The sequence below is a fragment of the Arthrobacter sp. AL12 genome (assembly GCF_029960645.1).
In the GTDB taxonomy this organism is placed as follows: domain Bacteria; phylum Actinomycetota; class Actinomycetes; order Actinomycetales; family Micrococcaceae; genus Arthrobacter.
Genome location: NZ_JASBQY010000004.1, coordinates 179,112 through 204,627 on the forward strand (window position 1 = coordinate 179,112; position 25,516 = coordinate 204,627).

A 25,516-nucleotide genomic window follows, 5' to 3' on the forward strand; every position below is an offset into this window, starting at 1 on the left:
TTAGACCTCCTCCCAGTTCTTCATGAAGCCATCTCGGTCGATCCATTTGCTCATCTCGCCGTTTCTTTTAGCGATGCAAGTTATATGGATTTTAGTTGCTCCTTCGATGCCAAGGTCTTTTGCTGGGTAGCAAGGGTAGGTCTGTCCTTCTGCAAGTCCCTTGTTGTTATGCCCTGTGATTGTCCAGATTACATTGCTACCTTTGCGCTGTACTTTCTTGCCGGTTGTAAGTTCAATTGTCTTCATGTGATTGATTCCTTGCTTATCTTTATGTCCGTATTATGCGCCAATTAGCGCTAATAAGCAACACTTTAGTATAAGAAAGGGTTGTGATTATGACAGCAGTAGCTGTGGAAAACTCTCTTGCCTTTGGACCCTGAACAGTTCCTTAGCCTCTTCAGGTCCGTTATTGATCAGCCAGGTCAGTTCTTTCAGTCGCTCATCATCGGACACCAGGAAGAGCACACGCGGGTAGACGGTCATGTCTGCCTCGGTTGCATGTTGGTAAGCGTGCCAGTAACGGGCGAGCTTTTCCTTCAGCTGCTTCTGGCGTTCTGTGCCCATATCTATCTCGATCCACAGACTGATGCTCATCCGCTTGCTAGGGATGCCGAGCTCAACGTAGAGGTCAGGTCGCAGATCAGCGCCCGCGATAACGCGCCACGTGTCAGGCTCCGTTGCCATCCCGATCACTTCAATAGTTCCCTCACGTTCCAGCCGCTTGAGTCCAATGAACGCATCAGCTATAGCGAGCGTGTGATAGTGAACCGCCCTATACGGGTAGCCAGCATCCCGACCCACGTACTTCCGCCCCTGCGTTCCGAGCTGGTAGACGAAGTGACCGGAGCCGGCCCCCGTGCCACCTATGAGCCGGCGCTCAATCCTGGAGAGGTGTCGCGACTTGAGGAGTCTATTCAGTGCACGACTAGGACGAGTGGGGCTAGAACCATCATGAAAAAGAAGTTCCGAAATTTGCCCGGAAGTGAGCTGTCCGAAGCGGGAAACGGCTTGGACAATTTGGCGGTCGCGATCGGTCGCAAACATGCTCTCAGTGTATACGTGAGTAGTACGCGCGCCTAGGACGAAGTTTGCGCAGGTCAGCTGCCGTTTTGGCGGTAGCGACTTCCACATCACGTGCACATCCAAAACCACACCACGGATAGTGCGGCCTATTTATACACAGGCACGGGCAAAAATAGTATTGACTATTAAATGCTTCTGGCTCATAGTGATGCACAGCGAAAGCAAGCCAAACAATTACTAGGGCTTATGCGACTAGCTGCAAGAGATCATTACTAACGAAAGGGTAAGTATTCATCATCATAAAGGATTCACATCATGGTAAAACCAATCACGTTCAAACAACCACCAAAGGTCAAAGGCCGAACAATGGTCCCGCTGCAACTCAAGGTTGATCCAATCGATAAGGTCATCATCCAAGAGTTCGCAGCTCGTATGACCGAGACATCAGGCATCAAAGTCGCAGCAAGCAACGTCCTGATCACGACCTTCTACCAACGATGGCCGGAGGAACGCAAAAGAAAACTAACTCTCGAGAAGGAGGCGATACATGGCCGAAAGTACATCGACGGCATCACTAGAAAGTAGTACTCCTACTCCCCCATCAACGACGATGGAGATCCCAGCCGACATAGCGAAGGCGCTCGTCGCTCTCCAGGCAGAAGTGCAAGGGCTTGGCAAAACCGCTAAGAACGACCACTTCAAGAACACGTACGCGCCTTTAGACGAGGTAATGGACGCAGCGCTGCCACTCCTCACGAAGAACAAGCTGTCGCTCATGCAGTGGCCTATCACGGTAGGAACCGAACACTTCCTGCACAGCGTCCTGGCTCACGAGAGCGGCGTTTCGATGCAAAGCGACATCAAGCTCCTTCTCGTAAAGCAAGACCCCCAGGGACTTGGCTCAGCACTGACCTACACGAGGCGACAGTCGGTTATGGCTATTCTGGGGCTCTCCGCTAAGGATGAAGACGATGACGGCAATAAGGCAAGCAATCACCTTCCACCACCTACCCAGGAACACTTAGACGAGATCGCTGCTATATGCAAGAGCCTCAAGTTCCCTGAAGAAGAAGTTGATAGAAAGCTCCGCGGCCTACGAACCGACGATCAAGCAGTCATTGCATTAGACGATCTGGATAAGATCATGGCCGGGCGAGCTGCCGCTGTAAGGGCGCGGAAAGCTGCTGACAACGCGCAGACTATCCCCGTTGGCGATGAACCATCTCACGTATCAACGGAAGCAATAGCAAAGCGTCTTCAGGCGCTACAGCTCAGAGACAACGCCACCATACGTCAATTCATCAAAGTGCATACAGGCAAAACGCTTATCGGGGCATGTAAGGCGGATGATCTCGCCAAACTAGATGAGGTATTAGCTCGCGTCGAAAGTGGCGAGGAAAAGCTCCCCGGTGACTGGTACGGATCGACAGATCATGAGCAGATTGTCCAGGAGGACGTCGCATGACCCCTCGTGAACGCGCTCAGGAAACGCTCTACATGATTACAAGGGATATGAGCACGGAGCGTTTGCGAGAAATCGCCGCTCCCCTGTCAGCCGACGTAGGTGAAGCAGCTAAAGACTTCGCTCTGGAGTTCCTGCCTGGCGTGGCCCAGCAGTTCATAGACGAGATGACGACTACCAACGTCAGCGTCCCATACGAGCTGTTGGCCATCGCCAAGGGGCGAGAGCTGGCGGAAAACGAAATAACTAATGAGGTGACAACCTCGGAGAACCACTAAATGTCCAAACGAACACGGCTCAATAAAACAAAGTTCTACGCGATCAACCGCGATCTAAAACTTCCAGGCAGCAAGGTGAAAGCCGTTGCCGCTGTCCACGCAGTTAGCGAAGAGAGTGTCCGCACCGTCAAACGTGCCAAGACGTGGCCCCGCTTCGAAGCAATGAAGAAGCTAAAGAATGAACAGCGCCGGCCAGCCGCACCTAGTGCTCCTCTAGAGGCAGTGCAAGTCCACTCAGGTCTAGGCGAACCGATGCGGCAACTGGATAAGATCACTCAAGCACCAGAGAACCAGATCCGGCCTGTGCCTTCTGAAGAGGTCAAGATTGTGACGGTCGGTGAATGGGAAGCCCTCAACCGCAAGCTTGGGCGTCTCTACCAACTGCTTGAGCAGAAGCAGCGCAAACCGCTCCTAAGTATCCTTGGGAGGCGAAAGTAATGGCGGGCACGATTGCCGGGGGAAGAAAGGCTGCAGCAAAGAACCTAGCCAACGACCCCGACTTCTACAGGCGCATCGGCGCTAAGGGTGGTCAGAATGGCCGTACTGGCGGATTTGCCGCTAATCCTGATCTAGCACGCATCGCAGGCGCGAAGGGTGGCCGTATCAGCAAGCGGGAGAAAGTGGCTGAAGTATGATCGCCGTGGATTACCGAGAGACGCTAGTCACCTACCTCAATAGCGATTCGATTGAAAGTGCAGCCAAGAACCTGAACATCACGATTGCAAGCTTGAAGCAGCGCATCAACGTACTGCGGAAGGCTGGCGTAAATGTCCCTAAGAAGACTCGTAAGGCAGCGCTAACCCCACTTGACGTTGCTCAGCTTAATTCGCTTGTGAAGAAGCACCTAAGGGACTCTGCCTAATACGGCAAAAAGCGGCACAGTCGAACGCCTAGGCACCTGGACGTTCGACTGCGAAAAACGCACCTCGAAAAATTGGTTGGGTCCGACAACATATATTTTACGACCCAACCATCAGGGGTGAGCCCAGAAAGCTAGCCAGACCATCACCAGCCCAGAAGTCAATGAACAGGGGTAGGGGTCTAGCGAAGTAACAGAATCATGGTGATGTATCTAGACAAGACGTGTATCTCATGTTGTAACTAGGAAACGCCCAAATTGATACATTTTCGCCGCTCATGCCGTCTGCTGGAACTTATATAAGTGATTTACAACCAGCAGGCGGCTTGGGTTACGACCCACAACATAAGGACGGTTAGCCGTCAAGGAAACACAGTCACATGAACTCAAGACCTAAGATAAGTAGGAGGCAGGTATTTAATAGCTTCATGGTCGGATCGCTGGCTCAGGGCGGTAGGAAGAACCTGGATGAAGACGCTCCAAGCAAACGTGCATGGTTCGGTACCAGACGACCGCTTTTCAAGTTCTTCAGAAATCGCCAATGGAAAGAAGCAAAGCGACTCAGGTCTAAGTATGGCAATACTACGTACCGTAGTCGGAGTTCCAAGTCATGAGCGAGTCACTTACCCAGACCGCTCGCATCCTCAAGCTCTTGAAGACTAACGGCGAAGCTACGAACGGACAGCTCAACAAGATTTGCTTCCGCTACGGTGCCAGGATTCATGATCTACGGGCAGAAGGCTGGAACATCCTCAGTATCCGCGAGAAGGACGGCCTCTGGCGTTTCGTTCTACAAGGGCACCGGGATGACAAGTGAGCGATACCCCGACCTAACAGGCGGCGCTTGCACTGAGCTGGCCCCTGGCATTGCTGAGAAGTACTTTGAAGCCAACGCCCACACAGAGTCCTTCCTAGCTAAGACAGCCAAAGCTATCTGCGCCCGATGTGTCATCCAGCCCCAGTGCCTAGAAGCGGCACTCAAGCGTTCATATCCAGAGCGCGGTGTCGTCGGTGGTATGTCGGCTAGTTCAATCCGAGCTGCTAAAGAGTGGGACGCCTACGACAAAGGTCTGAGAGGCAATCCACCTAAGCAATCACGGCCAGAGATGCCCAACTACTACCAGTCGTCGCCGGCCAGCGAGTTCGCCACAGAGCTACGTCGCCAGGAAGAGCTGACCTTTGAGGAACGCGTCTATGGAGTCTTCCTCGATGTGAAGAGTGGCAAGTACGAGAAATTGAATCAAGCCATTGCAGAGATCGCCCTGATCCACAGCCAGATCGTCGAGAACATGACGTCATGAGCGAACGACTGACCTTAGACAGATCATTGTACGAGTGCTGGAAGTCAATGAAGAAGCGCTGTTACAACGAGAATTGCAAGAGCTTCAAGAACTATGGGGCCAGAGGAATATGGGTATGCCAAGGTTGGCGGAACTCATACGCGAGCTTTCTTGAGGACATGGGCGGACGTCCCCAAGGCATGTCTATAGATCGACTAAACAACGATAGCGGATACACATGCGGACACTGTGACGAATGTATTAACGAAGGTTGGAGTAAAAACCTCAGATGGGCCACCCGATTAGAGCAATCCCATAACAGCACCGCATCACGTCTACTCACCTTCCAGGGCATCACTAGGACCGTTGGCGAGTGGAACAAAGAGTGTGGATTTAGTGACGGACTCATCTCTCACCGATTGGGACGCGGGTGGACTGTCGAGCAAGCCATCACGACACCGCGTTACCGCACCAACAGATATTTGCTTAAGCGCAGTATGGGGACACGCTGATGTCCGAGCGTTTACAGCATCCCCCACACTGGGAACAAGTACTAGAGACGGCGCTCAACCTCCCAGGGCGTGCAGGAGAGACGTACAGCCGCTTCCGCACACTTAGTCTTGGCAACCAGGCACTCCTGTTGATGCAGGGCGTCATAGAGCCCGTACACACCTTCAAGGGCTGGCCCGACTTGAACCGCCACGTGAAGAAGGGCAGCAAGGCCAAATCCATCTACGTGCCGATGTTCCGTAGACAAGAAAATGAAAGCGGAGACGAAGAGCGCCGGCTATCCGGATTCAAGCTGGTCAACTGCATGTTCGCCGTCTCCGACACCGAGGGTGACGATCTACCGGAGTACGAAGCGCCAACGTGGAGCAAGGAGCGGGCTTTAGGGTCACTGGCTATCAGTGAAATCGCCTACGAGAGCATCAACGGCAATGCCCAGGGCTACTCACACGGCCGCGAGTTCGCCGTCAATCCCGTTGCTGTCTACCCGTTCAAGACGATGCAGCACGAGCTGTCGCATATCGTGCACGGCCACACCACTGAAGAACGGCTGCAAGAGTACCGAGTCCACCGTGGGCTGTACGAGTTCGAGGCTGAGGGATCTGCCTACCTGATCATGAACGAGCTGGGCGCCACAGATCAGTTCGACGCTGACGAGAGCCGTCACTACATCCAGTCCTGGCTACGGGATCAGCAACCGGACGAGAAAAGCATCCGCAGCGTCTTTAGTACGGCGGACAAGATCATCAAGGTCGGAAGGCCAACCGAAACTAAGGAAGGAGATGAAGCATGAGCAAGCGAATAATGATTGGCTCTAGGGTCCGACACGACTTCAGCAAAACGACTGGCGTAGTTACTGGCTACCGACGTGATCCAAAAGGCTATAACTATGAAGTTCAATGGGACGATCGAGGCTCCAAGATTGATTGGTACAAGCGCCAAGTACTGGAGCTGATATGAACCAACCCAATAACGCAGTACAGGAAGAACTAAAGAAGAAAATAGTCGGCACATTACTCTTTCATACTGGATGGGATGATTTAAGTACAGAAAGTCCTGAAGTTCGAGATTGGTTGCAACTCATCGAAGCGGAAACCTCACGACGAGAGCAGGAGGCGGTTAAGCGATTTGCCGATGACATATACCCTGATGTGACAAGTGCCTTTATGTTGAATGAAAATCATAGCACCAACTCACTTTTGAAGACAGTCGAAGCTGCATTGAACGCAAACCTGCCCAAACACCAGTCACTACAAGAGAGGAGCAACCAAGATGAATAAAGATGTTTTTGTACCATATACACTACAGAAGATTGGTATTTATCCATACCCAGAGTTTGTCAAACTGTTCACTGACTTTTTTGAGAATCGCGCAACTAAAGAACAGCTTGATGAAGTCGAAAAGCATATTAGTGCCACCAAAAGTAGGAACAAAGTTACAAAAGCATACGAAGCCTATCAATCACTGCAAGAGAGGAATAAATAAAATGGCTATGATTTGTGAAAACTGCGGGATGCTAACCGAGCCGTACAATGATGGTGGCTGTGAGTTTGGCGGACATTCAGTGCTGCAAGAGAGGAAAGACTAGATGAGCGATCAGGTACTATTCACCGTCATGGCAGTACTCTCTTTCGCAAGCATCGGGGTGGCTTTGTGGGCTATGCAGGATAACGGAGGGCGGCGGCGATGACCCCTCCCGAAGTTCCCTACGAAATATTAGAAGTTCCAATAAAGACCTTGAATAAATAGCAGATTGCTTCATAATGTGCGGCAGAAGATGAACAGTTTACAGAAGCTAAGAATTTACTACGAATGGCAAGAGTCAGACGATCACCACGATGCGTCTAAAGCCCGTATCAAAGCGAAGAAGAAAATGAGTAGCAAGTTGCCCGACTAAGTTCGCTTAGGACCAACGCGTTAGACCGAGTACCAATTCTGCTGGTACGGCAACCTTACCCTCGCACCTTGCACGCTCATCTCTACTGCCGGTGCGGTCATGGCGGCAGCTACGAATCCCCAGTATGTCCTAGAGACATCGACCCAACGGAGATGAGCAACAGAATTTATTAAAGGAGGTGATGCGTGAGTGTCTCAAGCGAAAAAGGAAAGACCTTAGAGAACGAAGTAGCCAAGCTACTCAAGAAGAAGCTCGGCGCACGAGTATCCAGGGACAAGCGCAGCGGCGCTGGCTCCCACCAGAAGATGGACCTCAATGACTACTTCCAGGACACTCCACTAGACATCGAGTGCAAGAATCACAAGGCGATCAAGATAAAGGAGTGGTTCAGGCAGGCAGTAGCCGGCTCCGGTATCGGCCGCATTCCAACCGTCGTGTTTACATCCGATGATGAAGTGCTTGCAACCGTCCGCTTCAGTGACCTAGTAGACCTCGTAGCTGAGACACAGCAGCATCGCGTAGAGATCAAACGCCTCAAAGAACCCGTACTCATGACAGGTGCGGGAGCGATCATCACCCCAGCCGACATCAAAGCCGGCCCGGCCCGTGACCAGTGGACCGAGTGTCGCGGCGGCAACATGGTGAGCCCTGGCGAGAAGAAGTGTCTGGTCAAGACCTGCACCGTTTGCCAGAACAAGAAGGTAAAGAAGGTCAAAAAGTAAGCCCAATCGTGGGTAGAAATCTGTGGCTAACACTGGCTGCAGAAACCGCCCATGATTGGAAGTGATGAGCGTGATCCACGCGATACTCGTTCCCGCAGATGAGGAACGCCCACTCTATGAAGTAGCCATCGACAGCCTCACTGGTATGCAAGCTGCTGTTGGCGGACTCATTGAAGTGCTGGACATCGACCGTCCCGAAGCCACCCTCATCCTCAACGAGGAAGGCAAGCTGCTGGGGCTACCTATGAACCGTCGAGCAACCTTGCTGCTTTGGGTCCACCTCACCCGCTGGCGAGGTCACGATGCCCTGGCTGGTGACGTTCTCATTGTCGGCAGGCCCGACGATGACGGCAATATGCAGGACGTGCCACGCGAGCTGGTAGACCTGCTCTTCAAGACCAAGGAGTACAAATACGAAGTCACCACGTTCGATAGCCTGACGACCTGGAGCGGAAACCAGCGTCGCTATGATGACTGGGTGTCTGCCTACAACGACGGTTTGGCACTGGCTTCAAGGTGGTTCGCCGTCAACGATGTGCGTGTTGTCTCTGCCTGAATCATGGGATGGCCGCTACTGACGTAGCGGCCGTCTCAATCCTATACATAATCGAAATTGCTGTAGGCGTGATCCCCGAATAATGAAAGCGCCCACTGGTCGTAGTGCCACGCAGCCTCATCTGCGCTCACAAACGTCCCTATGCGGATATTCCTATCATTACAACTTATGGATGCAGCATATTTGCCGTTCATCTCCTTGCAAACACCTTTGAATCCAGACTTATTTCCCTTCCGAGGACCTGAATTATGGAGATTCATCGCGTGGGTGACTACGCGTAAGTTGATTCTTCGATTGTCGGATTGCTTCCTATTTATATGATCGACTATCTCTGAAGGGTTGAGTTCTCGCCCCAAGCAAGTCTCCATAATGGTTCGGTGCATTAGAATGCGTGCCTTACCTGCTCCCTGACGCACAGCGTAACCCTGCCTATCAACTGTCCAGTTGTATTTCGAGAGATAACTGTCCCGTGGATCTACTGCAATCAATACCCCCTTAGCGGTGTCTATGAATCCCTTCACGTCCCGTCGTACATACCTCGGCCTATTTGTTCCGCGCCGGTGTCCACAAGTCGCACATATATCTGACATGAATCCTCCTTCCCGATAGGAGGCCATTGCTTTATAATAGAGCTATGACCCCGAATGCACTCGGGGTTTTTTAGTTGTATTGCTATTATCTCATTTATCGTCATATGTTAAAAGACCCCGCATCTCAGAGATTTACTCAATCTGAGATGCGGGGTCGCTTTGATGGTGATTTCTCACCGTAGATGTGGATCACCTCCAGGTCAGGAAGCCTTCGGCGTGAAACCGTTCCGTCGTCCTCGAATCGAATCGGCTTTCGCCAGAACGTCCGCTGACACTACCTTGTCGAAATCAGCCTTCGAGACGATGATCTCTTCGCTGGTTCCATCAGGTTGCCGCAGCTCAAGTTCAACTACGTTGGTCACTCGCTTGAGGCCAGCCAGTTCTTCAGCTTTCGCGTCGAACAACTTACCTTCGCTACGTACAACGACAGTCACCACCTGATCGTCCTCGACGATTTCGCCGCTGATGTCGCTGGTGCGGATCGACTTGTAACCCATATCTATCACCCCCTCATAGGGATAGGTGCTAGTAATCACTGGTTGCGATTACTTCTGCCGATGAGTATGAGGGAATGCTATTTATTGTCAATACGAGAATTGATATACTAGACAAGAATGAAGAAGTTTGATCTCGGCGCTTACATAAAGAAGTCCACTAAAACCAGTGGCGTTTCATTGAAAGTATCTAAAGCTGCAACACTTCTTGCTATTAGAACCCTGATGACAATGAAATCCTAGGATCACAAGTGCGTTGGATCTTCGTCTGGCTCGTCACTCATCGTCAGTAAGTATTCAAAGTTCACGGGATGCGCAACTGCTTTCGCCGCATCTGACAAGGCACGCTTCACCTCGTCGGGTAGCAAGTCAGCCGAATAGACGACATAGTTGCGCGAATCTACCCTCTCGACGTGAACACGGTTGTTGAAACCACGAGCAATGAGGCTGCTGTTGGCGACAGCTTCCAGCTTGGCGCGTAGACCAGCCGTCTGTTCTGAGAACGAGCCATAGGCGAGGGTGGATTTCCGATCCAGCACTTCATCCAGGCTGTCGATAGTAGTACTAGCTGCCGCCCGCTGCTCTTCGGCGATCTTGAGAACCGTCTGATGTATGTCTTCCAGCTTTCTGTCAACATCACTCATCCGCGCTTTGTATGCATAGTTGTTCTTAGCGATGCGGTCAATGATGGTCTCCATCTTCGGCCACTGCGTAAGAAACGACTCCTCCAGGACGGCGGCGTTGATGGGCGTTGCTCGCGCTTTATTGAGCGATTCAATGAGCTTGCGGACCTCTGCCTGCCGAGTCGAACGATGCGTGATGATCCTCGAGTGGAAGTTCCTGAGAGGGCTCTGTACGTCCGACATCTCCAAATCGATGAGCAGCGGAACTACGCGGGATTCGTGATTAATGGACTTCCAAAGAGCTCCTGCTTCGTAGTTGATCCATGGTTTCGCCTGGTTCTCGGCGGTGGTGCAGATGATCCCATACTTCGTCTGGTCAAGCTGCCGGTGGATGTCCTGCATCGACATCGTGCCTGAATCGATGTCCGCGTCACTCACCCACGGGGCAAGGTCATGTATCACGAACGGTAGCCAGTCACGGAGCTCCAACGCGAAATCTTTCGCCTTTTCACCAGACCAACTAATAAAGACCTTCAAGACCCACCCCATGCTCGCTCTGAATACTCAGGTAAGAGTACCAACGAGTCAGCTCTAGTTCTGCCTGATCTATGGCGAAGCCGCAGAGTGGATCGTAACTGCAGATGGGCTCTTCTCCGCACGTCTCGACACTCTCGGCTCCCCCGCTGTCAGGTGTCACCGTTGACCGCTCGGTGTGGTGTGCCATAGATTTGACGCCTCGTCGAGGAACAGCACCCCGCGGTGGGCCCGGGATGCGGCCCCGGGCCTCGGCAGCCCTGAACCACCTCCGATGATAGCCGCCGGAGTGGCCGTGTGATGCGGGTTCTCGTACGGGGGCCTGCGCACAAGCTGCAGCGACGCCGAGGTCAGCGAGCAGAGCGAATGGATGGCCGTCACTTCCATGGCCTCGGCGTCACCGAGGTCCGGCAGGAGCCCGGGCAGCCGTTCGGCCAGCATCGTTTTTCCCGCACCCGGAGGTCCTGTCAGCAGCAGGTGGTGGGCGCCGGCGGCGGCGACTTCCAGTGCCCGCCGGGCGTCCCCCTGCCCGGAGACGTCGCGCATGTCCGGCGGCGAACAGGGCAACGTCTCAGCTCCGTCCCCCGGTTCGCCCAGGTCAGGGGCGGGGTCGAAGTCGAGCGCCAGATCCCGCGGATCGGCGCCAAAATCGAAGGCCAGCCGGGCCAGCGTGGTGTACCCCTGCACCCGGGCGCCGGGCACGAGTCCGGCTTCAGCGGCGTTGGCCTGCGCCACGACGACGTCGGGGTAGCCGGCCCGCACCGCGGCCATCACGGCGGGGAGGACCCCGCGGACCGGCCGCAGCCTGCCGTCCAACCCCAGTTCGGCGATGAAGACTGTCCGCCCGGCGGACCGGACATCGTTGGAGGCCCGCAGTACGGCCATGGCGATGGCCAGATCGAAGCCGGAGCCTCGTTTGGGCAACGACGCCGGGATGAGGTTGGCCGTGATCTTCCGGCGGCTCAGTGGAATACCGGAGTTCTGGGCGGCCGAGCGGATCCTTTCCTTGGCCTCGTTGAGCGAAGCGTCGGGCAGCCCCAGGATGATGAACGCCGGCAAGGTCTGTCCGATGTCGGCCTCCACTTCGACGATGTAGCCGTTCAGCCCCACGAGGGCCACCGCGTAGGTCCGCCCGAGCGCCACCTACCCCACCCCTTTGAGGTGTTCCACGGCGGGGATGCGGACGCCGTCGTCGAGCACGGCAATCACATCGACCCGGCGCAGCGGCATTCGGAGTTCATGGGCACGGCACCACGCGGAGGCCAGCCGGTGCAGCCGGGCCAGCTTGTCCGCACCGACGGCTTCGAACGGATGCCCGTACGCGAGGGACTTGCGTGTCTTGACTTCGGCGATGACCAGCGTGTCGCCGTCGAGCGCGACGATGTCGATTTCACCCTCGGAACACCGCCAGTTGCGGTCCACGATCCGCAGGCCCTGGGCTTTGAGGTAAACGGCCGCGAGTTCCTCGCCGCGCCGGCCAAGCATGTCTTTTGCTCTCATAAAACCAGCGTGCGCCGCGGCAAGGGGTTGGCACAGGTGTCCAGGACGCTATGTGGGTATCCCTATCCGGGCCGGCCGGCAGGGATCCATTCCACCCGAGATTGTCGTGGCCCCGTCGTAGGCTTCAGATGCCGGCACCCACCAGGCCGCCGGCGAACATCATCAGCTGTTCCCGACCAGGAGGACGAACATGACCATGAATTCAGCCTGCGAGCCGTGGTGCGACGAGCACAACGGCGCGGCAGGTGAGTGCCTGACCCTGCGCTGCCTTTACTCCCGCGGGAAGGAACAACCGCTGCAGTCCCCTTCCGCGGAGTTGACCGCCTTGGCCGCGCCGACCAAGGCGCTGCCTGGCTTCCCGGACCGGGTCAACACGATTTTCATCGAAGTGAGCTACATCCCCGCTGAGGAGGAACGCCCGGAGATGGTCCTACGCTTTCGGGACATCAGCAGGGACGCGGACTCAGCCACTCTCAGCACAACAGCCGCCGGCCTGCGGCAGCTGCACGCCAACCTTGGGGTCTTTCTCCGGGACCTCGAATAGCCGGCCCGGGGTTCGCCGGGTCAGTTTCCGAGATCCCCGGCCTTGGGCAGGGCGAGTTCCTCGCTGCGCGGCAGTTCTTCGACGTTGACGTCCTTGAAGGTGATCACGCGGACGCTCTTGACGAAGCGGGCGGAGCGGTAGACGTCCCAGACCCAGGCGTCCTGCAGCGTCAGGTCGAAATAGACCTCGCCGTCGGCGCTGCGGGCCTGCAGGTCAACGTGGTTGGCCAGATAGAAACGCCGCTCGGTCTCGACCACATAGCTGAACAGCCCGACAACATCGCGGTATTCGCGGTAGAGCTGCAGCTCCATGTCGGTCTCATAGTTTTCAAGGTCCTCGGCACTCATGGTTCCATCTTGCACCATCCGGCGAGCCCCGTGCGCCACAGCCGTCCCTGGCGCCGCTGCCGTCCGGGCGCGAACGGTGCTGACCTCAGTCAGCGAGCAGCTGCCAGCTCACGCGGTGATACGGCGTGGGCCCGGCGGCGCGGAGCGCCTCCTTGTGCATGGCGGTGCCGTAGCCCTTGTTTTCGTCCCAGCCGAAGGCGGGGTATTGGTGGTGCAGCTCGCGCATCATGCCGTCGCGCTCCACCTTGGCAAGGATGGACGCCGCGGCGACGCTCAGGCATTGCATGTCGGCTTTGACCAGCGTGTGCACCGGCGCGTCGCAGCCGGGCTCAGCCGGGCCGTCGTCGAACAGGGACGGCTGGGTTTCGGGCGAAAGCCAGTTGTGGCTGCCGTCCAGCAGCACGACGTCCGGGATCACCCCGGCGGCGAGGACGCCGAGCCAGGCGCGGGTTCCGGCGAGCCGGAGCGCGGCGATGATGCCGAGGGCGTCGATCTCATTCGCGGAGGCATGCCCGACGGCGGAGGCCACGCTCCAGCTCCGGACCAGCGGCACCAGACGTTCTCGGTCCGCCACTCTGAGCAGCTTGCTGTCCCGCACATCGGCGAGCAGCTTCTGCTGCTGGAGGTCCACGACGGCGATTCCCACGCTGACGGGCCCTGCGAGGGCGCCGCGGCCCACCTCGTCGACGCCGGCAAGCAACCGGGCGCCGGAGCTGCGGAAGCGCCGTTCGTAGTCGAGCGTGGGGGCCTCGGACATGACGTGGTCCGCTACTTTCCGGCCGGGGCGGGCACGTCGCGGAAGACGTCCGGGTAGTTGTCGAGCGCGGTGATGCGGTTCAGCGGCCAGGCAATGACGGCGGCCTTGCCCTCGATGTCGACGATGTCGACGAAGCCGCCGTTGCTGTCCGTGTGGGCGCGCGAATCGGCGGAATGGTTCCGGTTGTCTCCCATGACCCAGACCTTCCCTTCGGGGACCACGATGTCGAATTCGCGGATCTGGGGCACTTCGGCGGGGTTGATGTAGGGCTCGTCCACGGCTGTGCCGTTGATGAGGAGCCGGCCGCCGGCGTCGCAGCAGGCCACACGGTCCCCCGGCAGGCCCACGACGCGCTTGACGAGGTGCTGCTCCGAGGTGTCCGGGAGCAGGCCAATAAACGTCAGCCCGTCCTGTACCCAGGTGAAGGGACCCGCTTCCTTCTCCGCCGCGGGAACCAGCCAGCCCTTGGTGTCCCGGAACACCACGACGTCGCCGTGTTCGAGGGCGAACGGCTCCGGGACCAGGAGGTTCACGAAGATGCGGTCGTTCACGTCCAGGGTGCTGACCATGGACTCCGAGGGGATGAAGAAGGCCCGGAACAGGAAGGTTTTGATCAGGAAGGACAGCACGATGGCCACCAGCACCACGGTGGCCACTTCCTTCGCCCAAAGGAACAACGGGCTGTGCCGCTCCCGGGACTTCGCCCGGCGCGCACGCTTAGACGCCGTTCCCGCATGGGCCGCACCGCCTGCGGGACCGCGATCCGCGCGCGCGTCCGGCACAGCCGGGTGCTCCGCGGCGGGGGCCGCTGGGGAGGAAACCCGGGGCTGGTCCTGCCCCTGCGGATCTGGAGTCCGGGATCCGGTCTCGGGCATTTACTGTCCGTTCTTTGCTGTTGTTATGGCGGCCTCCGCGGGCCGTCCTACTGCTGTAAATCTATCAACCGGCCAGATGATCTGGACGGGTCTGCCGATCACCCGGTCCAGCGGCACCATGCCTCCGCCGGGGGCGCCGAGAAGACTGCGGGAGTCAGCTGACTGTGCGCGGTGGTCCCCCATCAGCCAGAGCCGCCCGGCAGGCACGATCACGCTGAATTTCAGCTCGCTCGGGGCGTCACCCTCAAAGAGATAGGGTTCCGCAACTTGCTGGCCGTTGACTGTGAGTCCGCCGCCGGCGTCGCAGCAGACCACGTGGTCACCGGGGAGCCCGATGACGCGTTTGATGTAGGTGGTCTCGCCGCCGGAGAGTCCGACCCAGTGCCCGACGCCGCCGAGGAAGTCCACGACGGGACCGTTGCCGCTGTCCAGCGGGGCGAACGAGCCGCGGCCGTCGAAGACCACAATGTCGCCGCGGCCCACCGGCTCGGCCCCGAAGTCCGTGCGCGAGACGAGGATCCTGTCCCCCTCGCGGAACATCGGCTCCATGGAGGCGGAGGGGATGTAGTAGACATCAAGCCACATTGAGCGGACCAGGCCGCTGATGAGCACAGCCAGCACCAGTGCCGGGAACACAAAACGCCAGCCGAGTTTCCTGGGCTGGCGTTTTGTGTGTTCCATGATCCGTATCCTCTGACGCTTTTCTCAACTGAACAGCGCTGTTGCGGATGCTCCGGCGCTGGCCGGACACGGTCCGTGGACCCGCGGTGGAAGCCTGCGGCGGAAGGCTGTGGTTGACGTCGGAAAGGACTACTTCTTGGTCTGGAAGTCGCGCTTTTCCTTGATCTTCGCAGCCTTGCCGCGCAGATCGCGCATGTAGTACAGCTTCGCGCGGCGCACGTCACCCTTGGAGACGAGCTCGATCTTGTCGATGATCGGGGAGTGCACCGGGAAGGTACGCTCCACGCCAACGCCGAAGGAGACCTTGCGGATGGTGAAGGTTTCGCGCAGGCCATCGCCGTGGCGGCCCAGGACGAAGCCCTGGAAGACCTGGACGCGGGAGTTCTTGCCTTCGATGATGTTCACGTGAACCTTGAGGGTGTCACCCGCGCGGAAGACGGGAACATCGGTGCGCAGCGAGGCTGCGTCTACTGAATCGAGGATATGCATTGATTCACTCCTGGTGAACGCCACAGGTCCTTCACGTGGGGTCACGGCGGCCAAGCCCGGGTGCAAATGCCGCCCGGAAATTCCCGCCGAAAATTTGTGAATCCGGATCCGTCAGGAATTGACGGGGCCGGGGTGCCGCGCTGTTGGTGACGCTCCCCCTGTGGCAGGTTCGCACCCAGCAGGCACAAGCACTAATTTTGCCACATCCGGGGCCGTCCAGCCAATCCGGTCAGGCGGAATCCCCGCCGGAGTCCGCGCGGCGCTTGAGATGGCCGTCGACGATGTCGTAGCCGAGGTCCGCGAAGGCGGTGCGGTCCGCGCGGGGCAGCTTGGCGGCATCGAAGTGCTCCAGCAGGTCCGGGCGGCGTTCATCGGTGCGCCGGTACTGCTCGTGCCGGCGCCACTGGGCGATCTTGCCGTGGTTGCCGCTGAGCAGTACCGCGGGGACCTCGCGGTCCCGCCAGCTGGAGGGCTTGGTGTAGACGGGGTACTCCAGCAGTCCGTCCGAGTGCGACTCCTCCACGAGGGACTCGGGGTTGCCCACGACGCCGGGCAGCAGGCGCCCGATGGCCTCGACCATCGCCAGCACCGCCACTTCTCCGCCATTGAGGACGTAGTCGCCCAGGCTCATGGGCCGCACCGTGAAGTGCTCGGCCGCCCATTCCATCACGCGCTCATCGATGCCCTCGTAGCGGCCGCAGGCAAACACCAGCCGCTCTTCCCCGGCGAGTTCCTGGGCGGCGGCCTGGCTGAACCGCTCCCCCGCGGGTGACGGCACAATCAGGACCGGTTTGGCCGCGCCGCTGGGGCGGTCCGCCGCGACGGCGGCCAGGGCCTGGGCCCAGGGCTCGGGTTTCATGACCATGCCGGCGCCGCCGCCATAAGGTGTGTCATCGACGGTCCGGTGGCGGTCGCTGGTGAAGTCCCGGAGATCGTGGACGTTGAGCTCCAGCAGCCCGTCCTGGCGCGCCTTGCCAATCAGCGACAGTTCCAGCGGCGCCAGATAGTCGGGGAAGATGCTGACGACGTCGACCCTCATTTAGGCCTTGTCCCCGGTGTCGGCGCGGGCTTCGGGCGTGGCCTCGTCCTCGACGTTGACCTCGAAGAGTCCCGGCGGTGGGGTGACCAGGATGTAGCCTTCCCCGACGTTGACCTCGGGGACGATCTGCTCGACGAAGGGGATCAGGACTTCCTTGCCGTCCGTGGCGGTGACGACCAGCAGGTCCTGGACCGGGAGGGTGCGGAGGCCGGAAACCTTGCCCACCACCTGGTCACCGACGCGGACTTCAAGGCCCTCGAGCTCGTGCTCGTACCAGCCCTCGTCGTCGTCGTCGGCGTCGAGTTCCTCGGTTTCGATGAACAGCTTGGCTCCGCGAACGGTCTCCGCCTCGTTGCGGGTCTCGATCTCCTCGAAGGCGAGCAGCAGGATGTCCTTGTTCCAGCGGGCACTGATGATGGTGAGCGGGCCCGCCGAGGCAGGCTCCACCACGAACTGGGTCCCCGGGACGAAGCGGTCGCCGGGCGCATCGGTGAGCACCTGGACAGTCACTTCGCCGCGGATGCCGTGGGGCTTGCCGATTCGTGCCACCTGGAGCTGCATCTGTTCCTCTGTTCGGGGTTGGTGTTGAGTGGGGCTGCGGGAGAAAACAGTCCGGCCCCTCCACCATTATCTGGTGAAGGGGCCGGACTCAAGACAAGTTTTGCTGGAAGCGTTACCGGCGGCGGTCGGTGTCGACGACGTCGACCCTGACCGGCTCCCCGTCCGCCAGGGCCGCCACCACAGTGCGCAAAGCGCGTGCGGTGCGGCCCTGACGGCCGATCACCCGTCCGAGGTCGTCCTGATGAACGCGCACCTCGAGGGTGTCCCCGCGGCGGTTGTTCTTCGCACTGACCTTGACATCATCAGGACTGTCAACGATCCCGCGGACGAGGTGTTCGAGCGCTTCTGGCAACAATTTACTCAGCCTCGGTGGTCTCTGCTGCAGCGTCGGCGGGAGCCTCGGCTGCATCGTCCTTCTTGGCCTTCTTGGTGATGGCTTCCGGGATAATCACGGAACCCTTTTCCGGGGCAACGAAGGCAGCCTTGGGAGCCTTGGTCTTCAAGGTGCCCTCCTGGCCCGGGAGACCCTTGAACTTCTGCCAGTCACCGGTGATCTTGAGGATCGCGGCAACCTGCTCGGACGGCTGTGCGCCGACACCGAGCCAGTACTGGGCACGGTCCGCGTCGACCTCGATGTACGAGGGCTCTTCGGTCGGGTGGTACTTGCCGATCTCTTCGATGGCACGGCCGTCACGCTTGGAGCGTGCGTCCATGACGACGATGCGGTAGTACGGTGCGCGCATCTTGCCAAAGCGCTTAAGGCGAATCTTTACGGCCACTTTTGTGGTCACTCCTGTTTCTGAAACGGGGTCGAGCCCGGCGTTCTGCACCCGTGGGGCGGGCCGTACTAGGGGGTTCTAAAAGGACAAGATCCGGACGCGGAGAGAGGGGCCACGCAGATCGAGTACCTGTTTATTGTGCCAGATCAGCGGCGGGAATTCGACTTGACACCCACAACCGGTCGATTTGGGGGCTGACGCGGGTCAGGAAGTCCAGACGTAGAGGCCTGATTTGCTGGCGGGGTCGACCTCTGCGGCCAGTTCGGCGAGCTGCCGGACGTAGCGGGCGGCCTGCTCCGCACCGAAGGGCATGTCCTCTTCGGCGGCCCAGCTTTCGGCGACGTCGTCCAGGACGTTGCCCTCACCCTCGGTCTCATAGCTGAGCAGCTCGGCCAGCGCACGGACCATCGCCGGCGGCACGCCGAGCAGGGAGTCGCTGGCGACGTCCACCATGGCGAGCTCGTAGTCGGCCCCGGAGGCGTGGACGGCAGTGCCGGCCAGGTCGCCCAGGCGCTCGACTTCGAAGTCGGTGATGTCCGCCATCCGGACGGCACCGGAGGCCGCGGTGGCCCCGCCGTCGAGGGCCGCAGCTCGCTTGAGGGCTTCATCGTGGGTGGAAACAAAGACTTCGGTGAATCCCATGGAGCTCGTCCTTAGCTGTCCGGCGGCGCTGGGCCGCTGTTTCTTGGCGTCGCTTCAGCCTAGCTGCTTGCGCCCGGCCGCGCCCCGACCGGACATGCCCTCCCCTGGCCGAGACCGATGGACATGAAGCCACCATGTCCATTCCTGACCGCCACCGGTGGACGTGCCCCACCGTACTGTCAGCGAAACCTGGACTTGCCCCACCGTGCTGTCAGCGATAAGTGGACATGCCCCACCGCACTGTTACCGAAGAATGGACATGCCCTCCGCTGACCTGCGCCAATGGACATAGGGGCATTATGTCCATTGGCTGCCGCCAGCGCGGGGCATGTCCACGGGGCTGGTAGCTGCGGCCGGGGGGCGCCGGGGGGCGCCGGGGGGCGCCGGGGGGCGCCGGGCACAGTGGGCACTCAGCGGACGGCGACGCGGATGCGGTTGCGCCACGGGTCCTCGAAGCGCAGTTCGGCGCCGGTGTGGTGGGACTGGACCCCGGCGGTCCTGAGGCGGTCGGCGAGGGCTCCGACGTCGTCTCCTGCCGGGACTTCGATCAGCACCTCGCCAAGGCCCAGGGTGTCGCGGCGGGGGCCGGCGCCGCGGCTGTTCCAGACGTTCATGGCCATGTGGTGGTGGTAGCCGCCGGCCGAGACGAACAGTGCCTGTCCGTGCCAGCCCGCCGTCTTTTCGAATCCGAGCGTCCCGACGTAGAAGTCCTGCGCGGACTGGACGTCGCCGACCTGCAGGTGGACATGCCCGACGCCGGCCTCGGCCCCGCGCTGGCCGGTCACGGAATCCTCGGTGAGGTGCTGCTCGAGGTAGCGCTGCGGCGGCAGGGCCAGGCTGTCCATCACCACGGTCGTGCCGTCCCAGGACCAGGCCTCGCGGGGACGGTCCCAGTAGAGCTCGATGCCGTTGCCCTCCGGATCGGTGAAATAGAAGGCTTCGCTCACGAGGTGGTCCGCGCTGCCGCTGAAGGACTACGGCTCGTACTGCGCCGCGCTGGCGACCGTGGCGGCCAGGGAGGGCTGGTCTGCGAACAGCAGGGCCGTGTGGAAGAGTCCGGCCTCGCCGCGGGACGGGACGCCCAGCCCGGGCGCCGGCGCGAGGTGGACCAGCGGCTTCTGCCGGCGGCCGAGGTAGAGTCCGCCGTCCTGCTCGGCCACGACGTCAAGGCCCAGGGCGCGCTGGTAGTAGTCCGTCATGACCTTCATGTCGCCGACCTTGAGCATCACGGTGCCCATGGTGAGTTCAGCGGGAAGAAGGTCCCGGGTGCTGGTTTCTGCAGTCATGTGATCGCTCCGGTGCTTCGGTGGCCACCGACCGTCGATGACCCTTCATAAAGCTAAATTACTTGAAGCTTCAATTTATTCCCCATGGGGCCGGCTGGTTCCGGCGGACCAGCTCGCCGCGCAGAACGATGTGCCGGAGCTCCCGCAGGGCGGCCAGGTTGCCGCGCGGGTCCCCGGCGCAGACCAGGACCTCGGCGCTGGCGCCTTCGGTGATACCGTCCGCCCCGAGCCAGGTCCGGGCGGCCCAGGCGCCGGCATCGAGGGCCGCTGAGGCGGGGAGCCCGGCGGCGTGCAGCGCCTGGAGCTCGTCAACGATGCGCCCGTGTTGGATCACGCTGCCGGCGTCCGTCCCGGCGTAGATCGAGACGCCGGCTTCGAAGGCCGCCAGCACACGTTCTGCCCGGCCCTCCCAGAGGGACCGCATGTGCGCCGCGTACCGGGGGAACTTGGCCTGAGCCTGCGCCGCGATGTCCGGGAACGTGGCGATGTTGATGAGTGTGGGGACTATCGGCACGCCCTGTTCGACGAAACGCGGCAGGTGCCTGGGGAGCAGGCCCGTGGCGTGCTCGACGCAGTCGATGCCGGCGTCATGCATGTCATCGAGCGTGTCCTCGGCGAAGCAGTGTGCCGTGACGCGGGCGCCTTCGTCGTGGGCGGCGGCGACGGCGTCTTTCAGCGTCCCGGCCGGGAAGCTGGCCGCGAGGTCGCCGGCGTCGCGGTCGATCCAGTCCCCGACGAGCTTGACCCAGCCGTCTCCGGCTCGGGCCTGTTTGCGCGCTGCCTCGACCAGGTCCTCGGGTTCCACCTCGACGGCGAAGCCCCGGAGGTACCGCCGAGTCCTCGCGATGTGCCGGCCCGAGCGGATGATGCGGGGCATGTCGGTGCGCTGCTGGAGCCAGCGGGTGTCGCGGACGGCACCGGCGTCGCGGACGAGCAGGGTTCCGGCGTCGCGGTCGGTCCGGGCCTGTTCTTCGGCCAGCGGCTCGGTCACGTCCCCGCCGGGGCCGAGGCCGATGTGGCAGTGCGCGTCGACGAGCCCGGGGATGACCCAGCCGTCCAGCACGAGGTCCGGCGCGGCGGCCGGTCGGTCGAAGGTCAGCAGCCCGTCCACGGACCAGAGCCCTCGGCGTTCCTGGTCCGCCGTGGTGAGGATGGGGCCGCTGAACTCGATGATGCTGGTCATGGCTTCAAGCCTAAACGGCGGACCGGTTCCGGAGGGCCGGCGGCTAGGACTGGGTGCTAAGACGCTCGGGTGTGCTGCTGCCGGCCGACGTCGGCGATGAACGCCCGGATGACCCGGTTTCCCTCCGCCGAATCCTGGGGCCGGTGCCCGCCCGGCGCGGTGCGGTGAACGGCACCGGTCTCCCGCAGGTAGCCCGCAATTTCTTCATAGAGCGGTTCCCAGCCGCCGGTCAGGACCAGGGTGGGGACCCCGGGGACGATCTGCAGCGGGGCTTCCCAGGGCGGAGCCTGCAGGCGCAGGCGGCGCGCCTCCCGCTGGTCTTCCGGGCTGGGGGCGCCGAGGGTCGCCTGGGCAGGTGTGTGGGCGGCGAACACCCGACGGACGAATTCGCGGTGGAAATCCTCGTCGCTCAGGTGGTGGCGCACCTCGAAGAGCGGCTGCATCAGGGCGCGGTGCGCCGCCGTCGCTGGGAGCTCCGCGGTGAGCGAGAGGCAGGCCGGCTCCACCAGGGTCAGCGACTGCACCAGGTCCGGGCGTTCGACGGCGGCCATCATCGCGGCGATGGCTCCCTGCGAGTGGGCGACGACGTGGCCGCCGGCATCGCCGCGGCCGTCGTCGGCCAGCGCACGAAGGACGATGGAGGTGTCCGCGGCGAAGTCCGTTTCCAGGGGCCCGGCGGCGGGGTCATACCCGTGGCGGCGTAGAAACAGCGCGTCGTAGTCCAGCGCCATTCCGTGCTGTTTCGGCCACGCGGCAGCACCGAAGCTGCCCGCCCCGTGGACGAAGACTATGCGCGGCTTGTACATGGTCTCACCCTATGACACCGGCCCGGCACCGGGCCGGCGTCAGCCCGGTCTGCAAACTCTATTTGCCGCCGCCGAGGAACTTGTCGAAGCCCTTGGGCAGGTTCAGCTGGGAGGGATCAAAGTCGCCGCCCTGCTGGCCGAACGCGGCACCGGTCGGGAGGGCCTTGGCGCCCTCGGCCCGCCGCGCCTGGGCTTCCTTGAGCTCCTGCGCGGCCTTGGCCGGGTTGCCGGAACGGGCCTTCTTCTTGGGTGCGCTCTTGGCGCCCTTGCGGGCCCCGCCGCCGCCCATGCCCGGCATCCCCGGCATCCCGGGCATGCCGCCGCCGGCAGCCATCTTCTTCATCATCTTCTGGGCCTGCATAAAACGTTCCAGCAGGCCGTTGACCTCGGAGACGTGAACACCGGAGCCGCGGGCAATCCGGGCCCGGCGGGAACCGTTGATGATTTTCGGGGCGACGCGTTCGTGCGGCGTCATGGACCGCACGATCGCCTCGACGCGGTCGATCTCACGCTCGTCGAACTGCTCAAGCTGCTGCCGGATGTTCTGCGCCCCGGGCATCATCATGAGCATCTTCTTCATGGACCCCATGTTGCGGATCTGCTGCATCTGGGCGAGGAAGTCATCGAGCGTGAAGTCTTCCTGGTCGGCGAACTTCTGCGCCATCCGTGCGGCTTCGTCCTTGTCCCAGGACTTCTCCGCCTGCTCGATCAGGGTGAGCACGTCACCGAGGTCGAGGATGCGTGAGGCCATCCGGTCCGGGTGGAAGAGCTCGAAGTCGTCCAGGCCTTCGCCGGTGGAAGCGAACATCACGGGCTTGCCGGTGACCGAGGAGACGGACAGCGCGGCGCCGCCGCGCATGTCGCCGTCGAGCTTGGAGAGCACGATGCCGGTGAAGTTGACGCCTTCGTCGAAGGCCATCGCCGTGTTGACGGCGTCCTGTCCGATCATGGCGTCGACCACAAACAGCACTTCGTTCGGAACGATGGCGCGGCGGATCTGGCGCGCCTGTTCCATCATCTCGGCGTCCACGCCGGTCCGGCCGGCGGTGTCAACGATCACGACGTCGTGCAGGGTGCGGCGCGCTTCCTCGACGCCGGCACGGGCGACCGAGACCGGGTCGCCGGCCGGGTGGTCCAGTTCGGTGGAAGTGGCTCCCGGGTGCGGGGCGAAGACGGGCACGCCGGCGCGCTTGCCGACCACCTGGAGCTGCGTCACGGCGTTGGGACGCTGCAGGTCGCAGGCCACCAGGAGGGGGCTGTGGCCCTGCGCCTTGAGGTACTTGGACAGCTTGCCGGCCAGGGTGGTTTTGCCGGCACCCTGGAGGCCGGCGAGCATGATGATAGTGGGCCCGGTCTTCGCGAGGCGGATGCGGCGGGTCTCGCCGCCGAGGATCTCGACGAGTTCCTCGTTGACGATCTTCACGATCTGCTGGCCGGGGTTCAGGGCGGCCGAGACTTCGGCGCCGAGGGCACGCTCGCGCACACGGGCCGTGAATTCGCGGACCACGGGCACGGCAACGTCGGCGTCCAGGAGGGCACGCCGGATTTCGCGGACGGTGGCGTCAACGTCCGCCTCGGTCAGGCGGCCCTTGCCACGGAGATTCTTGAAGGTTGCTGTCAACCGGTCAGAGAGTGAATTGAACACGGGCCGTGCACTTCTTTCAGTGGATCTACAAATGGCGGCCGGTCCGGCACGCCAGCGTCGCGACTGATGTTCGCCGGAACGAACTGCCTCGACAACGGGACTCGACTATCTAGGGTACCAAGACGCGCCTTCAAGATGGCATGCTGACTTACGTGACCAGCCAAACAACCGTAAAAACCCTGCTCATCCTCGGCGCCTCGGGCGACCTCACCGGCAGGCTCCTGCTGCCTGGCCTGGCCCGGCTCGTGTCCCGGGGGCGCGCCGACGGCCTGACCCTGGTGGGCGCCGGCTCGGATGCCTGGACCCCCGGGCAGTGGCTGGAGCGCATCGAGGAGTCCTTCGCCGATGCCAACTCCCAGGCCGAGGCCTACGGCCGGCGGGAGCTGAATCGGATCCGCGACACCACCGCCTACCACCAGCTCGACGTCACGGCCGACGGGCAGCTGGCCGGCCTGCTGGCCCGGCTGGAGGGGCCCGTGGCCATCTACTTCGCGCTGCCGCCGCGGGTCAGCCAGCTGGCCTGCGAGGCGCTGGCCCCCGGCGAGGTGCCGGCCGGGACCCGGCTGGTCATGGAGAAACCGTTCGGTTCCGGCGAGGAGTCCGCCCGGCACCTGAATGAAACCCTGTCCGCCCTGGTCCCGGAGGACCACATCCACCGGGTGGACCATTTCCTGGGCAAGGCGACGGTGCTGAACATCCTGGGGCTGCGCTTCGCCAACACCTTCCTGGAACCGGTGTGGAACCGCGAGCACATCGAAAAGGTCGAGATTGTCTTTGACGAGGACCTCGCGCTGGAGGGGCGGGCCCGTTACTACGACGGCGCCGGCGCGCTCCGCGACATGATCCAGAGCCACCTGTTGCAGATCATGGCCCTGATGGCGATCGAACCGCCGGCCTCGGTGGATGAGCGGGACCTCCGCGACGCCGTGGCCACGGTGCTGCGGGCCAGCAGCATCAAGGCACCCTACGCCGGGAGCACACGGCGCGCCAGGTACACGGCGGGATCGCTCGACGGCCGGACGGTCCCGGACTACGCCGGCGAGGACGGCGTCGAACCGGCCCGGGGCACTGAAACGCTCGCCGAGGTGGAAGTGCAGATCGACAACTGGCGCTGGCAGGGCGTCCCCTTCATCCTTCGCTCCGGAAAGGCCCTGGGCATCAAACGCAAGGAGGCCGTGGTGACCTTCCGCCCGGTACCGCACCTGCCCAGGGGATTCACCGGGGTGGACTCCCCCAACCAGCTGCGGATCGGCTTCGGTCCCGACACCCTGCAGTTCGACGTCGATGTGAACGGCCCCGGCGATGTCCTCAGCCTGGACCGCGCCACCCTCGAGGCCGAGCTCAGCGCGTCCGAGCTGCTGCCGTACGGGGAGGTCCTGGAGGGTGTCCTGACCGGCGATCCCCTGCTCTCCGTGCGCGCCGACACCGCGGAGGACTGCTGGCGGATCCTGGAGCCCGTGCTCAGGGCCTGGGCCCGGGACAGCGCACCGCTGGAGGAGTACGCCGCCGGGAGCGCCGGGCCGGAAGGCTGGCGGGCATGACCGGCGTCTGCTGAGG

31 protein-coding genes and 2 pseudogenes are annotated in these 25,516 nt (G+C 61.2%); 13 read left to right on the plus strand and 20 right to left on the minus strand.

Going from position 1 to position 25,516, the window contains the following annotated elements:
• Both QK291_RS06920 and QK291_RS06925 read right to left on the minus strand, forming a co-directional pair.
• Entirely contained in the window at positions 1-246 is a 246-nt protein-coding gene (locus tag QK291_RS06920) for a hypothetical protein (protein WP_282380337.1), read from the minus strand.
• 87 nt (positions 247-333) lie between these two features.
• Positions 334-1,044 carry a replication-relaxation family protein gene (locus QK291_RS06925; protein ID WP_282380339.1) on the minus strand — a complete coding sequence of 237 codons (711 nt, stop codon included), beginning with the start codon at positions 1,042-1,044 and terminating at the stop codon, positions 334-336.
• Positions 1,045-1,338: 294 nt separating this feature from the next.
• Here QK291_RS06925 and QK291_RS06930 point away from each other — a divergent pair, with 294 nt between their 5' ends.
• The 11 genes from QK291_RS06930 (at position 1,339) to QK291_RS06980 (ending at position 8,584) form a co-directional block, all read left to right on the plus strand.
• Positions 1,339-1,608, plus strand: coding sequence for a hypothetical protein (locus QK291_RS06930; protein WP_282380341.1), 270 nt, complete (start codon positions 1,339-1,341; stop codon positions 1,606-1,608).
• Positions 1,571-2,488 (plus strand): ERF family protein, encoded by a 918-nt coding sequence (locus QK291_RS06935; protein WP_282380342.1) that lies wholly within the window; start codon positions 1,571-1,573, stop codon positions 2,486-2,488. Before QK291_RS06930 ends, QK291_RS06935 begins: the two co-directional genes overlap by 38 nt.
• Entirely contained in the window at positions 2,485-2,763 is a 279-nt protein-coding gene (locus tag QK291_RS06940; RefSeq protein WP_282380343.1) for a hypothetical protein, read from the plus strand. The genes QK291_RS06935 and QK291_RS06940 overlap by 4 nt, the downstream gene beginning before the upstream one ends.
• On the plus strand, positions 2,764-3,201 hold the full coding sequence (locus QK291_RS06945) for a hypothetical protein (RefSeq protein ID WP_282380344.1): 438 nt from the start codon (positions 2,764-2,766) through the stop codon (positions 3,199-3,201).
• A complete protein-coding gene (locus QK291_RS06950) occupies positions 3,201-3,398 on the plus strand; it encodes a KGG domain-containing protein (RefSeq protein ID WP_282380346.1) in 198 nt (65 codons plus the stop codon). Before QK291_RS06945 ends, QK291_RS06950 begins: the two co-directional genes overlap by 1 nt.
• 946 nt (positions 3,399-4,344) lie before the next feature.
• The gene (locus QK291_RS06955; protein ID WP_282380348.1) at positions 4,345-4,923 is read left to right on the plus strand and encodes a WhiB family transcriptional regulator; all 579 of its coding nucleotides are present in this window, start codon (positions 4,345-4,347) and stop codon (positions 4,921-4,923) included.
• Between the two features lie 490 nt (positions 4,924-5,413).
• The gene (locus QK291_RS06960; protein ID WP_282380350.1) at positions 5,414-6,202 is read left to right on the plus strand and encodes an ArdC-like ssDNA-binding domain-containing protein; all 789 of its coding nucleotides are present in this window, start codon (positions 5,414-5,416) and stop codon (positions 6,200-6,202) included.
• Positions 6,203-6,365: 163 nt separating this feature from the next.
• Positions 6,366-6,689: a hypothetical protein gene (locus QK291_RS06965; RefSeq protein WP_282380352.1), complete on the plus strand. Its 324-nt coding sequence runs from the start codon at positions 6,366-6,368 to the stop codon at positions 6,687-6,689.
• Positions 6,682-6,894, plus strand: a complete 213-nt coding sequence (locus tag QK291_RS06970; protein WP_282380353.1) for a hypothetical protein — start codon at positions 6,682-6,684, stop codon at positions 6,892-6,894. The genes QK291_RS06965 and QK291_RS06970 overlap by 8 nt, the downstream gene beginning before the upstream one ends.
• A 597-nt stretch (positions 6,895-7,491) precedes the next feature.
• Positions 7,492-8,028, plus strand: a complete 537-nt coding sequence (locus tag QK291_RS06975) for a hypothetical protein (protein ID WP_282380354.1) — start codon at positions 7,492-7,494, stop codon at positions 8,026-8,028.
• A gap of 64 nt (positions 8,029-8,092) precedes the next feature.
• Entirely contained in the window at positions 8,093-8,584 is a 492-nt protein-coding gene (locus tag QK291_RS06980; RefSeq protein WP_282380355.1) for a DUF3846 domain-containing protein, read from the plus strand.
• 790 nt (positions 8,585-9,374) lie between these two features.
• On the opposite strand, the gene QK291_RS06985 is transcribed toward QK291_RS06980, so the two are convergent.
• The 4 genes and pseudogenes from QK291_RS06985 to QK291_RS07000 all read right to left on the minus strand — a co-directional run bounded on the left by QK291_RS06985 (position 9,375) and on the right by QK291_RS07000 (position 12,325).
• Positions 9,375-9,710 (minus strand): hypothetical protein, encoded by a 336-nt coding sequence (locus QK291_RS06985; RefSeq protein ID WP_282380357.1) that lies wholly within the window; start codon positions 9,708-9,710, stop codon positions 9,375-9,377.
• Positions 9,711-9,913: 203 nt separating this feature from the next.
• Positions 9,914-10,828, minus strand: coding sequence for a toll/interleukin-1 receptor domain-containing protein (locus tag QK291_RS06990; protein WP_282380359.1), 915 nt, complete (start codon positions 10,826-10,828; stop codon positions 9,914-9,916).
• Positions 10,829-11,023: 195 nt separating this feature from the next.
• Positions 11,024-11,968 (minus strand): annotated as a pseudogene (locus QK291_RS06995) (ATP-binding protein); the annotation flags it as partial.
• On the minus strand, positions 11,969-12,325 hold the full coding sequence (locus QK291_RS07000; RefSeq protein ID WP_282380361.1) for a YraN family protein: 357 nt from the start codon (positions 12,323-12,325) through the stop codon (positions 11,969-11,971).
• Between the two features lie 190 nt (positions 12,326-12,515).
• Here QK291_RS07000 and QK291_RS07005 point away from each other — a divergent pair, with 190 nt between their 5' ends.
• The gene (locus QK291_RS07005) at positions 12,516-12,869 is read left to right on the plus strand and encodes a hypothetical protein (protein WP_282380363.1); all 354 of its coding nucleotides are present in this window, start codon (positions 12,516-12,518) and stop codon (positions 12,867-12,869) included.
• A 20-nt stretch (positions 12,870-12,889) separates the two neighbouring features.
• Here QK291_RS07005 and QK291_RS07010 read toward each other — a convergent pair whose 3' ends face one another.
• The 14 genes and pseudogenes from QK291_RS07010 to ffh all read right to left on the minus strand — a co-directional run bounded on the left by QK291_RS07010 (position 12,890) and on the right by ffh (position 23,959).
• Positions 12,890-13,216, minus strand: coding sequence for a DUF2469 domain-containing protein (locus QK291_RS07010; protein WP_069952106.1), 327 nt, complete (start codon positions 13,214-13,216; stop codon positions 12,890-12,892).
• Between the two features lie 85 nt (positions 13,217-13,301).
• Entirely contained in the window at positions 13,302-13,973 is a 672-nt protein-coding gene (locus tag QK291_RS07015; protein WP_282380365.1) for a ribonuclease HII, read from the minus strand.
• A gap of 11 nt (positions 13,974-13,984) precedes the next feature.
• A complete protein-coding gene (gene lepB / locus QK291_RS07020) occupies positions 13,985-14,848 on the minus strand; it encodes a signal peptidase I (protein ID WP_282380366.1) in 864 nt (287 codons plus the stop codon).
• The gene (gene lepB, locus QK291_RS07025; RefSeq protein ID WP_282380367.1) at positions 14,849-15,529 is read right to left on the minus strand and encodes a signal peptidase I; all 681 of its coding nucleotides are present in this window, start codon (positions 15,527-15,529) and stop codon (positions 14,849-14,851) included. It abuts the gene before it with no gap.
• A 129-nt stretch (positions 15,530-15,658) separates the two neighbouring features.
• Complete coding sequence (gene rplS / locus QK291_RS07030) at positions 15,659-16,018, minus strand: 50S ribosomal protein L19 (RefSeq protein WP_282380368.1); 360 nt, start codon at positions 16,016-16,018, stop codon at positions 15,659-15,661.
• A gap of 229 nt (positions 16,019-16,247) precedes the next feature.
• Complete coding sequence (trmD, locus tag QK291_RS07035; protein WP_282380370.1) at positions 16,248-17,057, minus strand: tRNA (guanosine(37)-N1)-methyltransferase TrmD; 810 nt, start codon at positions 17,055-17,057, stop codon at positions 16,248-16,250.
• Positions 17,058-17,618 (minus strand): ribosome maturation factor RimM, encoded by a 561-nt coding sequence (gene rimM, locus QK291_RS07040; protein WP_282380371.1) that lies wholly within the window; start codon positions 17,616-17,618, stop codon positions 17,058-17,060.
• A gap of 112 nt (positions 17,619-17,730) precedes the next feature.
• Positions 17,731-17,973: an RNA-binding protein gene (locus QK291_RS07045; protein ID WP_282380372.1), complete on the minus strand. Its 243-nt coding sequence runs from the start codon at positions 17,971-17,973 to the stop codon at positions 17,731-17,733.
• A gap of 1 nt (position 17,974) precedes the next feature.
• Positions 17,975-18,397, minus strand: a complete 423-nt coding sequence (gene rpsP, locus QK291_RS07050; RefSeq protein ID WP_282380373.1) for a 30S ribosomal protein S16 — start codon at positions 18,395-18,397, stop codon at positions 17,975-17,977.
• A gap of 204 nt (positions 18,398-18,601) precedes the next feature.
• On the minus strand, positions 18,602-19,039 hold the full coding sequence (locus QK291_RS07055; protein WP_282380374.1) for a hypothetical protein: 438 nt from the start codon (positions 19,037-19,039) through the stop codon (positions 18,602-18,604).
• Positions 19,040-19,449: 410 nt separating this feature from the next.
• Positions 19,450-20,325 (minus strand): annotated as a pseudogene (locus QK291_RS07060) (VOC family protein).
• 70 nt (positions 20,326-20,395) lie between these two features.
• Positions 20,396-21,508, minus strand: coding sequence for an amidohydrolase family protein (locus QK291_RS07065; RefSeq protein WP_282380376.1), 1,113 nt, complete (start codon positions 21,506-21,508; stop codon positions 20,396-20,398).
• A gap of 56 nt (positions 21,509-21,564) precedes the next feature.
• Positions 21,565-22,314, minus strand: a complete 750-nt coding sequence (locus QK291_RS07070; protein WP_282380378.1) for an alpha/beta hydrolase — start codon at positions 22,312-22,314, stop codon at positions 21,565-21,567.
• 58 nt (positions 22,315-22,372) lie between these two features.
• On the minus strand, positions 22,373-23,959 hold the full coding sequence (gene ffh / locus QK291_RS07075) for a signal recognition particle protein (protein ID WP_282380379.1): 1,587 nt from the start codon (positions 23,957-23,959) through the stop codon (positions 22,373-22,375).
• Positions 23,960-24,111: 152 nt separating this feature from the next.
• On the opposite strand from ffh, the gene QK291_RS07080 reads away from it, so the two are divergent.
• Positions 24,112-25,500: a glucose-6-phosphate dehydrogenase gene (locus tag QK291_RS07080; RefSeq protein WP_282380381.1), complete on the plus strand. Its 1,389-nt coding sequence runs from the start codon at positions 24,112-24,114 to the stop codon at positions 25,498-25,500.
• Positions 25,501-25,516: the final 16 nt, after the last annotated feature.